Here is a 15,369-nt window from a genome sequence, read left to right on the forward strand (position 1 = left end):
GCGCGCTGAGGCGCGATCCGTTGCACAGGGGGCAGGACAGATGTGGATGCGATCGGCGCCAACGGCGCTGGCGGCTTGCCTGTGGGCTGTCGCCGGGCTGGCGGCTGCACAACAGTCGGCACCGACAACGCTGGATCGGCAGGAGCAATTGCGCCAGGCCGAGGAGATCCAGAGGCGTCAGGACCAGGAGCGTCAAGCGCCCTTCGCCGGCCCGCGCGAGGAGGCCGAGCGCGTGGACGCACGCAGTACAGTGCTGCCGAAAGAAGAACTCTGTTTCCCGATCGCCCGCGTACGCCTGTCCGGTGCGGGCGACGACGGTGCGCGCTTTGCGTGGTTGTGGAAATCGCTGCGCCGTTATGAAGGCCGCTGCATCGGTCGCGCCGGCATCGACATCATCCGCCGTCGCGCGTTGGATCAATTGGTCGCGCGCGGCCTGGTCACTACCCGCATCGGCGTGCCCGAACAGGATCTGTCGCGCGGCGAACTGCGTTTCGAACTGATGCCCGGCCGCTTGCGCGCGGTGCGTGTGGTTTCCGACACCGGTGGCGAGCATTGGAAAAGTGCATTGCCAATACGCACTGGCGATTTGCTGGATCTGCGCGCGATCGAGCAGGCGGTAGAGCAATTCAAGCGGCTGCCATCGCAGGACGCCAAGATCGACATCGCACCGGGCGAGGCGCCGGGCGAATCGGATTTGGTGATCACCTTGCAGCATGGTCGGCGCTGGCGCGGCGTGGCCAATGCCGACGATTCGGGTGTGGAAGCCACCGGCCGCGTGCAAGGTGGGCTGGATGTCTCGCTGGACAACCCACTTGGTCTCAACGACCTGCTCAGCATCGGCTACAGCCATGACCTGGCCACACGCGACCAAGAGCGCGGCACGCGCGGTAATAGTCTGAGTTACAACCTGCCGTGGGGCTGGTGGACGTTTGCGTTGTCGGCTTCGTCGTATCGCTATCACCAGCGTGTGGACGGGTTCTTGCAGACCTTTCAGTCCAGCGGTGAATCCAGCAATGCGCAGCTGGATATCCAGCGTGTGCTGCATCGCGATGGCACCAGCAAGACCTCTGCGGGCATGACGGTTGGCCGGCGGCGTGCGCGCAGTTATCTGGATGGCGTGGAGATTGGCATCCAGCGCCGCGATACCAGCAGCGCGGAGTTCTACTTCACCCATCGGCGTTATCTGGGTGCGATGCAGCTGGACGTGCGCATCGCGCATCGGCGTGGCACACCGTGGTTCAACAGCCAATGGACAGGTTACGACCCGCAGATCGGGTTCCCGACATTCCGTTATGGCGTGACCACGCTGGACGTAAGCACCGCAGTGCCGTTCAAGCTGGGCCCGGTGCCGATGGCCTGGGAAAGCAGCCTGCGCGCACAGACCGCCGGCGAACTGTTGCTCGGTTCGGAGTTCGTCACCATCGGGGGCCGCTACAGCGTGCGCGGCTTCGATGGTGAAGCGACTTTGGGTGCGGAAAAAGGCGCGTATTGGCGCAATACCTTGAGTTTTCCGATCCAGCAGATCGGACTGACGCCTTACCTGGGGTTGGATGCCGGCCGCATCGACGGCACCAGTGCCAGCGGGCTGCGCGGGCGCAGTCTGGTGGGCGGCGCATTGGGTCTGCGCGGCGGTTGGTTCGGCGCCAGCATCGATGCATTTGCCGGCTGGGCGATCCATCGCCCGGATGGTTTTGGAAGTGCGCAGCCGGCGTATGGCGCGCGTGTGATCTACCAGTTCTGACATGGATCGCGCCGCCATCCGGCAGCGCGCTGTTGATTGATGACGCCCACAAGCGGCGAGAGAGAAACGATGGACACCGAAGCGATGAGCATACGTGGTTACCTGGCCGAACAAAGCAAGCGCGCGCTTGCGTTGCTGCTGTGCTGCACGGTTACCTGGACATCGTTTCCGGCATGGGCACAGGTCGCGCCAACGCCCAATCCCGGCGGGCAGACACCTGGGCAGCAGGTCGCCGCCAATGGCGTACCGGTGGTGGATATCGTCGCGCCCAATGCGCGCGGCATCTCGCATAACCGCTACAGCAATTTCAACGTCGGCCCGAACGGGTTGATCCTCAACAACAGCGCGCAGATTTCCAAAACTGAACTGGGCGGCTATGTCGCCGGCAACGACAATCTGCAGCGCAGCGGTGCTGCCTCGCTGATCCTCAACGAAGTGACTTCGGCAAGTAGCCGCCTGCAGGGTTACACCGAAATCGCCGGCGCCAAGGCGCAGCTGGTGATTGCCAACCCCAATGGCATTTCCTGCGATGGCTGCGGATTTCTCAACACCTCGCGCGTCACCTTGACCACTGGTACGCCCAATCTGGGCAGCGATGGTGCATTGAATGGCTTCAACATTACCGGAGGTGCGCTGAGTATCGGCAGCAACGGGTTGGATGCGTTCAATGTGGATCGCCTGGATCTGCTCTCGCGCCAGCTCAGCGTGGAAGGCTCCATCTGGACCAGGGAGCTAGTCGCCGCTGCGGGTGCAGGGCGGGTCAACTATGACGGCATGCTGCTGGACGTGGTGCCTGGCACCGATGGCGCGGCACCGTCGATCGGTATCGACGTGGCGCAGCTGGGCGGCATGTACGCCGACCGCATTCGCCTGATCGCTACCGAAGCCGGCGTCGGCGTGGTGAGCCGTGGCACCTTGGCGGCGCAAAGCGGCGATCTGCAGATCGACAGTGCGGGCCAGGTGAGCCTGAGCGGCACCACCGTAGCACGCGATGGAATGAGTGTGCGTGCGGCCGGTGACCTGGATCAGCGCGGCGTACTTGGTTCGCAGCAGGGCGATGTGCGTCTGCGTGCTGCGGGCATGACGCTGGCCGGCGATCTGGTTGCCGCCGGTGGATTGGATGCGCAAGCCAGCGGCGTGTTGAGCCATGTTGGCCGCAGCAGTGCTGGGTCGATCCGTCTGTTCGGTTCGGAATTGAATGCCGATGGCAGCCTGCATACCGCCGGCGCCTTGGATCTGGGCGCTGATGGTGTGCTGCGTAGCGGCGGGGTGGCGTATGCAGGCGCGGGTGCCAACGTGCGCGCGTCGCGGATTGCCTTGACGGGCACGCTGCAGACTGGCGCTGCAATTGCATTGAATGCAAACGCGATCGATGCACTAGGCACCTTGGATGCTGCGACGGCACTGCGCGTGAGCGGTAGCGGCGACGTGCGGCTGGGTGGATTGGCGCAGGCTGGGCAGGGCGCAGATGTACAGGCCGGCGGTCGGTTGGAATTGCAGGGTCAGTTGATTGCTGCGGATGCAGTGGCGCTGAACGCGGCGAGTATCGACATTGCGCAGCGCGGTGCGGTGTCTGCGGGTGCAGATATGGAGTTGCGCAGCGCAGGTGCGTTCACCAATGCCGGTAGCGGCTACGCCGGCCGCGATCTGCGTCTCCAGGCAGCCAACATGACTAATGAGGGGAGTCTGTCTGCCGCGCGCGACGCCCAGGCGACCATCGCTGGTGGCCTGGTTAACAGCGGTACGTTTGTCGCTGGCAACGCGCTGATTGTGGACGCGGCGCAGTTGGAAAGTCGCGGCGATATCGGCAGTCAAGGCAGCGATGCCACGTTGCGCAGTCGCGATGCTCTGACCCTGAGCGGCAACACCGTGGCAGGCCGTGCACTTGTGCTTGACGCCGTAAACGGCGCGCAAGTCTCAGGCACCGTCAACGCCAGTAACATGGATCTTCGCAGTGGCGGCGATACCGCGCTCTCCGGCACGCTTCAGACCACTGGCGGTGGGTTGGTGGTCGCTGCAGGTGGCGCGCTCGTCAATGACGCCACTTTGCGTTCGGCAAGCACAATCGATCTGCAGGCAAACGGCGCACTGCGTCAACGCGGACAGCTGCGCAGCGATGGCGCGCTTCAGTTGCGTGGCGCGGCGATCGAACACAACGGTGTGATCGATGCAGGCGGCGATCTGCGTATCACAAGCGCTGCCGACCTAGTGTTGGACGGCACCGTGCAAAGTGCTGGCTCAGCCACATTGCAGGCGGGCGCAGCACTGGATAATCGCGCGAAGGTGATCGCCGCCGGTGCACTGGCTGTGGATGCAGCAACGCTGCGCAACGCACAGGGTGCAGCGTTTTCGTCGGATGCCGATACACGCGTGCGTGCGACTGGCGCGATAGACAATGCCGGCAGCCTGTATGCGGCGAACGATCTGCAGCTCGTCGCAGGCACGTTCACGCAAAGCGGTAGCGCCAGTTCGGGTAACACGCTTTCGGCAACTGTGAGCGGGTCATTCGACAACGCAGGCAATGTGGTTGCCAAGAATGCGCTGCAGATCGATGCCGGCAGCTTACGCAGCACCGGTCAACTCGGCAGCGAAGCGGCTGGTGTTCGTCTGGTCAGTCAGGACGATATCGCGCTACAAGGCGTTGTTGCTGCTGCAACAACGCTGCAGGCCAGCGCTGCTGGCGATCTGCAGCAGGCAGGGTCGTTGAGGGCTCAATCACTGGCATTGAATGCCGGGCGTGATCTCACCGCCGCTGGCACACTGCAATCGACGTCCACATTGGATCTGCAGGCACAACGCGCACTCACGTTCGCAGCCCAGGGACAGGCCGGCGGTGACGCTTCGATGCGCGCTGCCACGCTGACAACGAGTCAGGATGCAGTGTTGCAGAGCACGGGTGTGATCGAGCTGGACGGCGCGGCGATCGACAGCCGCGGCAAGCTGGATGCGGGGAGCGATCTGCACATCCGCAGTCAGGGCGATCTGGCGCTGGCGGGTGTGGCACAAGGCGGGCGCGACGTGGGTTTGAATGCCACCGGCGCGCTCAATAACGCAGCGCAGGTCTTTGCAGGCCGTGATCTGTCGTTGCAGACGAGCAGCCTCGATAACACCGCGACTGGTGTGCTGGCAGGCGAGGGAAACATCGCCCTAACCACTACGGCATTGCTGAACAACGTTGGCCGCGTGCAGGCCGGTGGCGATCTGCAGATCAGCGCAGCAAATATGGACCAGGGCGGCAGCGCGTCTGCAGGCAAGGCGCTGCGCGCCACCATCGCAGGCACGCTGGCCAACCGCGGCAATCTGATCGCCAAGGATGCGTTGCAGGTCGATGCGGCCACGCTGCGTAGCAGTGGGCAGTTGGGTAGCGAGCGGGCCGATGTCACGTTGAACAGCCGGGACGCGCTGCAACTCGATGGTGTGGTTGCAGCGGCCACTGCATTGCGTGCGACTGCCGGCGGCGATTTGCAGCAGGCCGGTTCGCTCAAGGCACAATCGATCGCATTGCAGTCGGGGCGCGACCTCTCTGCAAATGGCACTCTGCAATCGGCATCCACGTTGGATCTGCAGGCGCAGCGCACGCTCGCTTTGAACGGACAAGCATCGAGCACCAGTGACGCGAGTGTCACCGGCGCGAACATTGTGACTGGTGCAGCAGCAGTGCTGCAGAGCGGTGCCGCCATCACGCTGGATGGCGGCTCCATCGAGAGCCGTGGTTCGCTCGATGCGGCGACCGATTTGAACGTGCACAGTGCCGGTGATCTTGCACTGGCTGGCGTGGTCCAGGCCGGGCGCGATGTTGCGCTGACTGCTGCGGGTGCATTGAACAATGGCGCTCAAGTCATCGCGGCGCGCGATCTGCGTGTGGAAGCGGCTACTGTCAATAACGCCACGGCTGCGACCTTGGGTGCGCTACGCGACCTGCGTGTCGATGTGGCTGGCGTATTGGAAAACAATGGCAGCCTGCATGGCGAACGTGGCCTTGCACTGAACACCGGAGCCCTGCAGCAGCGCGGCCGTGTTTATAGCGGCGACGCCGTGTCGATCACTTCCACGGGCGCATTCGAAAACGCGGGCCAGTTGGTGTCCGGCAAGGACCTGACCATCGCTGCCGACAGCATCGTCAGCAGTGGGCAATTGGGCTCGGTCAACGGCGCACTGACGCTGACCAGCCAGAACAACATCGATCTGCAAGGCGTTGTGGCTGCGAAGACCACACTGCAAGCAACGGCGGGTAGCGACCTGCTGCAGACCGGCTCGCTCAACGCGCAGGCCGTTACGCTGCAGGCTGGCCGCGATCTCACTGCCGGTGGCGCGCTGCAGTCCGCGTCTACGCTGGATCTGCAGGCGCAGCGCACGTTGACCTTGAACGGTCAGGCGCAGGCGGGTACCGATGTCAACTTGCGCGGCAACAGCATCGCCACCAGTCGCGATGCCGTGCTGAAAAGCGTCGGCGCAATCACCCTGGATGGTGCGGCAATCGATAGCCGCGGCACGCTCGACGCCGGTACGGATCTGCGTGTGCGTAGCACCGGTGAGCTTGCGCTCGCAGGCGTGGCGCAAGCCAATCGCGATGTGGTGCTGAGCGCAACCGGGACCTTGAGCAATGCGAGCCAGGTGATTGCCGGCCGTGATCTGTCGGTGCAGGCCGGCAACGTCACTAACGTGGCCGCTGGTGTGTTGGCGGCCGATGGCAGCGTTACGCTGGCCACCGGCGCATTGCAAAACGCAGGCAGCCTGCAGAGCGGCGGTGATCTGCGCATCACCGCCACCAGCTTGGATCAGAGCGGTGCTGCCATCTCAGGCAAAACACTGACCGCGAACGTCGCTGGTACCTTGGACAACCGCGGCAACCTTATTGCCAAGGATGCGCTGCAGGTAGAGGCAGGCAGCTTGCGTAGTAGCGGCCAGCTTGGTAGCGAGACCGCCAACGTCACCCTGATCAGCAAGGGCGATATGACACTGCAAGGGGTCGTCGCCGCAGCGACCACGCTGCAGGCAAACGCAATTGGTGATTTGCAGCAGGCCGGCTCGCTCAAGGCGCAATCGATCGCGCTACAGGCCGGGCGCGATCTCACCGCCGCAGGCACGCTGCAGTCGGCAACGCAACTCGATCTGCAGGCACAACGCACACTTACGTTCAACGGACAGGCCGTGTCTGCAGGCAATGCCAACCTGCGCGGCGCGCGTGTCACCACTGGTCAGACCGCGGTGCTGCAAAGCGGCGGTGCGATCAGCCTGGACGGCGCAGCAATCGACAGCCGTGGCGCACTCGATGCAGCCACTGATTTGAATCTGCGCAGCACCGGCGACCTGGCGCTTGCCGGTGTGGCGCAAGCCGATCGCAATGTGGTGCTGAGCGCAGCCGGCGCGTTGACCAACGCAGCGCAAGTTGTCGCTGGTCAGACCTTGAACGTCACCGCAGCCAGCGCAAGTAATGCCGCCAGCGGCGTGTTGCTCGCACAAGGCGACGCCATCTTCGCTATCGGCGGCTTGCTCGATAATGCCGGCGCCGTGCGCGCAGGCAACCAACTCACATTGGGTGTCGGTTCGTTGCGTCAAACCGGGCAAGCCTACGGCCTGCAACGCTTGGGTGTGATCGCCACCGGAGCGGTGGACAATCGCGGTGATCTGATCGGCGGCAATGGATTGCGCGTGGAAGCGGCGCAAGTCAGCAGCAGCGGCCAGTTGGGCAGCGAGCGCGGTGATGTTGCATTGATCAGCCGCGGCAACCTGCAGCTCGGGGGTAGCCTTGCATCGGCTGGTACCTTCTCGGCGCAGGCCGATGGCACGCTGGCACAAAGCGGTACCTTGAGTGCAGGCAGCACGCTGGAATTGCGCTCGAAGGGCGATCTGAATGTGGCCGGCCAGGTCGGTGCTCAGCAGGTCACGTTGACCAGTGATGCGGTATTGCGTCAGCAGGGCACTGTCAGCGGTACATCGGTGGGTCTGCAGGGCGCGCGTATCGAGAATGCTGGGCAGACCACCGCCTCGGGTAACTTGAGTTTGCGTGCTGGCGAGATCAGTGTCGCCGGCACGGTTGGTGCCGGTATCAACGCAGACGGCAGCCTCGGCAGCGGACGCACGCTAAGCCTGATCGCTGATCGTCAGCTCAGCGCCTCCGGCAAATTGCTGGCCGGCGGCAACCTCACCGCGCAGGGCAGCCAGCTGCAACTGGCTAGTGCCAGCACGCGCGCTACCGGCAACGTTGCACTGACCACCGGCGGCAGCCTCGATCATCGCGGTGGCGACTTGCTCGCTGGTGGAACGCTCACCGTGCAGGCAGGCGGCAACATCGACAACGGGCGTCTCAATAACGTCGCAGGTCAAATGCAGGCCAACCAGCTGAGTATCGACGGCGGCAGCTTGAGTAATGTCGGCGGGCGGTTGGTGCAAAGTGGAAACGGGCTGACCCGTGTCAGCATCGGCGGCGCGATCGACAACACCGGCGGCACGCTGGCCAGCAATGCGCAGGATCTGACCATTACCGCGGCCAGCCTCGAAAATGCGCAGGGGCGTGTCGAACATGCGGGTACTGGCAGTTTGTCGGTCACCAGTCGTGGCGCGTTGGGCAATAGCGGTGGGCGCATCCTGACGCAGGGTCAACTGACGCTGGGCGCCAGCGGCGCGTTGAACAATCAGGGCGGCGCGATTGCCGCAGCTGGCGATGCGGTGCTGACCGCTGCCAGCCTTAACAACGTCAATGGTTCGGTCTCCGCACGTGGATTGAACGTGCAAAGCGGCGGTGCGGCCGACAACCGCAACGGCCTGCTGCAGGCCAGTGGTGGTGCGTTGACCTTGCGCGCCGACAGCCTCAGTAATGCCGGCGGCACCGTGCAGGCAGTCGCCAGCGCTGGTGCGGGCGGCAGCTTGCGTGTAGAGCTCAATCGCGGCCTGGACAACGGAAACGGCACCATCGGTGCCGGCACCGATGCAGTGATCACTGCAGAAAACATCAGCAGCAGCGGCGGCAGTCTGCAAGCCGCACGCGACCTCAGCGTCACCGCACGCGGCCAGTTGGACAATCACCAAGGCGGCAAGCTCAGTGCGGGGCGCGATCTCAACGTTGCCGTCACCGGTGCGCTGCTCAATAGCGGCGGCCAGCTCGATGCCGGCAACACGCTGACCGCATCGGGCGGCCTCATCGATAATACCCAGGGCAGCATCGTCAACAACGGTGGCGGACTGACGCGCATCACCACGGGCGGGGCTCTGACCAACACCAGCGGTAATCTCGGTGGGCGCGGCAGCGTGGTCATCGACGCTGCCAACATCGTCAACAACGGCGGCCAGTTGGTTGCTGGCGGCGATCTGATTGCCAATACCAATGGCTTGAACAACCAGGGCGGCAATGTCTATGCCGGCGCGAGCTTTCTGTTGCAGCGCGCAGGCGCTACGCTGGACAACCAGAACGGCAGGATCAAGGCCGAGCAGGCTGTCCGCCTGAATCTGCAGAACCTGAGCAATGCCGGTGGCCAGATCGGTGCCGGCAGCGCGATCGGTGGTGCTGGCGATGTGGTGATCGATACCGTCGGTTTCGACGGCGGCGGCAGCATTCTTGCGCAGAATCTGCTGGATCTGACCTTGCGTAGCGACTACACCCATCGCGCCAGCGCAGACCTCACCAGTAACGGCAATTTCAACCTGCGTGTGGGCGGGAGTCTGGTTAACGAGTCCACGCTCAAGGCTGCGCGCACCCTGGACATTACGGCAGGCAGCATCACCAACCGCGCCGGTGCCAACATCCTGTCTAACGACACGCGTCTCAACGGTGGCAGCATTATCGACAACGCCGGCAGCATTTCCGGTAACAGCGCGCTGTCGCTGGTGGCAAACAGCATCAACAACACCGGCAGCATCGTCGGCGGCAATGTCACGGTGAATACCGGCACGCTCGTCAATGGTGCCGACCTTGGCGGCGCGACCGACAACGCAGCCTATGGCTCTGCGTTGCTCGGTTCCACCGGCAACATGAATCTGATCGTGCGCGATCAGCTGCTCAATCGCGACGCCCGCATCTTCAGCCTGGGCAATATCGCGATCGGCGGCGCGCAGGATGGCGGCGGCACGCTGGTGTCGCGCACCGGTGTGGTGAATAACCTCTCGGGCAGTATCGAGGCGGATGGGAGCATTTTGATTGCGGCCAACCAGCTGAATAATCGGCGGCGCGTGATCAATGCGGTCACTGGAGCATTGTCGGAAGCGGAGCGTGCGGCTGCCAATGCAGAGTTGCCAACTGAAACTTTAGAAGCTGGTAATCCAATTCCAGAAAATCCTAATGGGGAGAATATTGGATCTTGGATTTTTCTGGGCTCTTATCGTGCATATGACGTCAGAGAGCGCGAGCGCCTGATAAGTGCTAGTGCAGAGGGTCGAATTGTCGCAGGCGGAAACGTCGCACTCTCCGGTAGTGTCAGGAACACCGCGTCACTTATCGCAGCTGGATCAAATCTCTTCGTGAATACAAGAGGGGTTGGTGGCCTTTCTGATCAGATGTTTAATAATAGCGAGCAGGTGTTTAATGAGGCTCTCGCACTCAAGCAAATCACGAACTATGTCGACTATCAAGATGCGTATGTACTTGACGAGAACACGGATTGTGGTCAAGGAATCGACAATAGAGGCTGCACATATCATGTAGAAACGACCGAGATTAGCTCAGGGACTATAGATACGAGTTACACCGCCCTGGGCGCCAGCATGACCGGCGGCCAAGGCGTCAGCATCAACGGTGCCAACATCAGCAACGGTGCTGTCGGCAGCGACGGCCGCAGCATTAGCGGTGCCTCGCTCAATGGCGTGGGCGCACAAGGCGGCTTGAACGGGCGCACCATGCAAAGCGCCGGTGGAGTGGGCGGTCAGGCCGTGATCGGCCGTGCAAACGGAGGCGCAGCCAGCATCCGCGTGGCCACCGGCACTGCGGGCAGCGCAGGCACGCAAGTGGGCGCCAACACACAGGATGCAACACTGGCTACATCGGGCGGCATCGTGAAGATGTCGATTGCACCGGTGATGTCCAACGACAGTGGGCTTGTACGCAGCACCGTCGATCAGGCAAACGTACAGACCACCTCTGCTGGCACCGGCGTTGTTGCAGGTGCGAATGAAAGCCGCAACCGTGTCGATCCGGCCACCATTCCTGTGACCAATATCGTTGGAGGCGCGCAAACCTCGCTCACGCAGATCGATCTTCCTATTGGCGGGCTGTATCGCCTGTCCAGCGGCACCGGCACCGATCGCACCGCGATGGGCCGCGCCGCCAATGGCCTTGGCGGCATCAACGCCTGGCGCAGCAACGGCCCCGGCCGTCGTTACCTGATCGAGACCGACCCGCGCTTCGTCAACTACGACAACTTCATTAGCAGCGACTTCCTGCTGGACAAGCTGGGTGTTGACCCGGAGTGGACCCAGACCCGCCTGGGCGATGGCTTCTATGAGCAGCGCCTGGTGCTGGACCAGATCACCCAGCTTACCGGCCGCCGCTATCTGGGCAACTACGCCGATGGCGTGGCGCAGTACCGCGCCTTGCTGGAATCCGGCGTGGCCGCCGCAGGTCGGTTGCAACTGAGCATGGGCGTGGGCCTCACCGCCGCGCAGGCAGCCGCGCTGACGCAGGACATCGTGTGGATGGTGGAGCAGGACTACCAGGGCCAGAAGGTGCTGGTGCCGGTCGTGTATCTGGCATCCAACTCGCTGCAGTTGCGTGGCAATGGCGCCTTGATCGCCGGCGGCAACGTCGAGCTCAACGCCACCAACTCCATGAGCAACCAGGGCGTCATCGCAGGCGCCGACGTCAGCATCACCGCAGGCAACCTGCTAAACCAAGGCCGCATCAGCGGCACCAGCAGCGTTGCCCTGGAAGCGCGCAACGACCTGCTCAACCAGGGCCAGATCCAGGGCCGCGACGTCGCGTTGGTGGCAGGCCACAACCTGGTCAGCGAAGCATCCAAGGCCATCAACGGTGTTGGCATCCTGTCCGGCATCACCGCCAGCAACACCCTGCAACTGTTCGCTGGCAACGACATGACGCTGACCGGCACCCGCGTGCAGGCCGATGGCAGCGCGGCACTGATCGCCGGCAACAACCTCAGTCTCACGCCCAGCGCCTTGCGCGACGACAACGGCCTGCTGCGCGGTGGCGATGCGGTCTCGATTACCACCGGCAAGGACCTGATCGTCTCCGCGGGTAACGACCTGCAGTTGCACGGCGTCACCATCAAGGCCGACGGCAGCGCCGCACTGCAGGCGGGCAACAACCTCTCGCTGACCCCGACCACTGGTCTGGATGGCAAAGTCGCCACCCGCACCAACATCAGCACCGGCGACAGCCTGCAACTGACCGCCGGCAACGACCTGACCATCCGCCAGGCCGAGGTCACCGCAGGCGGTGATCTCATCGCCGCAGCAGGCAACAACCTCAACGTCGAATCCGTCCTCAACGAGACCGAGACCAACAGCTACAAGAGCCGCAACGGGAAGACCCGCGTCACCACCACCACGGCCACCCAGAGCATCGACCAGCAGGCGCTCACTGCCGGCGGCAACCTGATCCTCAGCGCCGGCAACGACGTCAATCTGGTCGCGGCCAAGCTGGACGCCGGCAAGGGCCTAGGCATCAGCGCTGGCAACGACATCAACGCCAGCACGCTGACCACGGTGGACACCAGCAACACACTGGAAACGCGCAAGCGCTTCAAGCAGACCACAACGACCAGCGACGAAACCGTCCACGGCACCGAGCTAAACGCCGGCGGCAACCTGGCGATGCAGGCAGGCAACGACATCACCCTCACCGCCGCATCAGCCGCCACCAAGGAAGGCGGCATCACCCTGGCCGCCGGCAACGACGTCAACCTGCTCGCCGCCAGCGAACAGCACGACGCCGTGCAGGATATGACCAAAAAGAAGAAGGGCACGTTCTCCAGCAAGACCACGACCACACATGACGAGTGGCACGACAACGTGGCGGTCACCACCACGCTCAGTGGCGACACGGTGCAGATTGCGGCGGGTAACGATTTGCTGTCGCAAGGCGCACAGGTCGCCAGCACCGGCGATGTGGTGTTGGCCGCAGGCAACAACCTGACGCTGGACACGGTGCAGAACACGCACAGCGAGGAACACGAGAAGACCGTCAAGAAGTCCGGTCTCTACGGCGGCGGCGGATTCAGCGTCGCATTGGGCGTGACCAAGAAGACCGACGGCCTGGACGTCACCGAGGTCACCAACAGCGGCAGCCTGGTCGGCAGTACCGATGGCTCGGTGACAATGACCGCCGGCAACAAGGTCGCCGTCTCCGGTAGCGATGTGCTAAGTGCCACCGGCACCACGATCGTGGGTAAGGAAGTCACGATTGCGGCGGCTGAAAATACCGTGGATACGGTGCAGACGTCCAAGCAGCAAAGTGCGGGCATCACGTTGGGTATCAGTGGCGGCGTGGTCGATACCGCATTGGCGGCCTATGGTGCAGCCAAGCGGATTTCCGATGTGGACGACGATAGGTTGAAAGCGCTCTATGCGGCGCGTGCTGCTTACGCGACAGGTGCGACGATCGATCAAGCAAAAACAACTCCAGACAATTTTTTGGCTGGCTATCAAGGTCAAGCGGTCGGTGGAAATGTGGCAAAACCTGGCAAGGAGCCAGCGAGCGGATTAGAAGGGGCGGGAGCTGCAACTGGCATGAGCTTTCGTCTCGGCATTGGTGCGAGCAGTTCGTCAAGCAAAACCAGCACACATGAAGAAAGCACCGGGGGTAGCCGCATCCACAGCAACGGCAATGTCACCATTGCAGCCACCGACGGCGACCTCAATGTCATCGGCAGCAAGATTGCTGGCAACAACGTGGCATTGGCCGCAGCAAACAATCTCAACCTACTCAGCAATCAGGAGACCAACACCACTAAGTCCGAGAACAAGAACGCTGGCGGTGAGATCGGTGTCAGCGTCGGTGCGACGACTGGCTACTATCTGACAGTGTCTGCAGGCAAGGGCATCGCCAAGGGCAATAGCGATCTACGCGCAGAAAGCGTGGTCACTGCCAACGATACGTTGACCCTGGTGAGCGGCAACGACACTACGATCCAGGGTGCACAAGCTGTTGGCAACAAGGTCCTAGCTAATGTCGGCGGCGATCTGCTGATCAAGAGCGAGCAGGACACCAATGAGTACAAGAGCAAACAACAGCAGGCCAGTCTGACCCTGGCGACCGGCTCGGGCAGTGGCGGCAGCTACAGCCAGCAGAAGGTCAACAGCAGCTACACCAGCGTGACTGAGCAGAGCGGCATCCAGGCTGGCAATGGTGGCTTCGACATCACTGTGGGCGGTAACACAAAGTTGGTCGGCGGCGCGATAGCCAGTGCAGCCGATGCCAGCCTCAATCGGCTGTCAACCGGCAGCCTGACAGTCGAGGACCTCCAGAACAAGGCCGAGTACAAGACCAGTGGTGTGACAGTTGCCGGCGGCACAGGCAGCAGCATGGCCAGTGTCGGCATCGGTGCCGGACTAAGCATGTTGGGCAACGCCAGCGACAGCTCAAGCAGCTCGACCAAGAGCGACATCGCGGCCGGCACGATTCAGATCCGCAATGGCGACGAGTCCGCGCTGGCAGGGTTGGATCGCAGTGCCACCGAGTTGCAGCAGTCTGGGCTGAAGGAGATTTTCGATCAGAAGAAGATCGAAGACCAAAAGGAACTGATGGGGTTGGCGGGAGAGATTGGGTTCCGGGTTGTAGGTGATGTCGCTTCGGCCATGTATCAAAAAGCCCAGCTTGATCTAGCTAGCGCACCAGATGAAGCGTCGAAAGCTCAAGCACTGGCACGTCTGGAAGCATGGAGCGATGGTGGTACGAACAAGATTTTGCTGCATGGCTTAACTGGCGCGGCGATTGCTGCACTCGGTGGCGAAAACGTTCTGCAGACAGCAGTTGGCGCTGCGGGTGCTGAGGCAGCTAAGGCGGCGATGTCGGATTACCTGGTCAGGAACGGCGTTAGCGACCCGGCGACTTACAACGCACTCATGGAGCTAGGAAGTGCGGCGCTTGGCGGTATTGCGGGTGGGCAAGTTGGCGCGGCGACCGCGCTGGCGGGAGATCAGTTTAATCGGCAGCTGCACCCGGATGAATTTAGGTGGATTAATGAAAACGCCGCGACATTTGCTTTAGCGCAGGGCATATCGGTAGAAAGCGCCAAGCAGATATTGCTCGTCGAGGCAGCGGCACATGTGGACTCGACGATCCAGTCGGCATTGAGTGATGTGCCGATGAATGAGGCGGCTGTCGAATTCCTGAAGACGAATAACAACGTATACGACGGCGTAAAGGCCTTCGACACGAGTGAGCGAGACAACTTTCATCTGTATGGAAAGGCATTGGCGAGTACGCCAGAGCAATTCAGGGATGTTTTTAACGCCCTTGCCACTGCAGGCCTGAAAAAGGATGAGCTGCAGCTGATGTACCAGCCGGAGCTGCTGACGTATGCCGGAAAAGGAATCGGTGCAGACGGTCGCTGGACCCTTGGTGTTCCCGCTGCTGGGGCTGCAATCGGCATCGCAGCGGCAGGTAGCGGGGCGTGCGCATTAAATCTTGTTGCCTGTGGCCGACTAGCAGTTGGTGCGCTAGGGAAGGTCTGAATAAC

General features: G+C 62.6%; 2 protein-coding genes. Both read left to right on the plus strand.

All coding sequences use genetic code 11. The features are described 5' to 3' along the window. The first annotated feature begins 40 nt into the window (after positions 1-40). Positions 41-1,741, plus strand: a complete 1,701-nt coding sequence (locus FFY45_RS20335; protein WP_176341812.1) for a ShlB/FhaC/HecB family hemolysin secretion/activation protein — start codon at positions 41-43, stop codon at positions 1,739-1,741. Between the two features lie 69 nt (positions 1,742-1,810). Continuing rightward, positions 1,811-15,364: a two-partner secretion domain-containing protein gene (locus tag FFY45_RS20340; RefSeq protein WP_255172097.1), complete on the plus strand. Its 13,554-nt coding sequence runs from the start codon at positions 1,811-1,813 to the stop codon at positions 15,362-15,364. The last annotated feature ends 5 nt before the right edge of the window (positions 15,365-15,369 follow it).

The sequence above is a fragment of the Xanthomonas hortorum genome, assembly GCF_011305375.1.
Classification (GTDB): domain Bacteria; phylum Pseudomonadota; class Gammaproteobacteria; order Xanthomonadales; family Xanthomonadaceae; genus Xanthomonas; species Xanthomonas hortorum_E.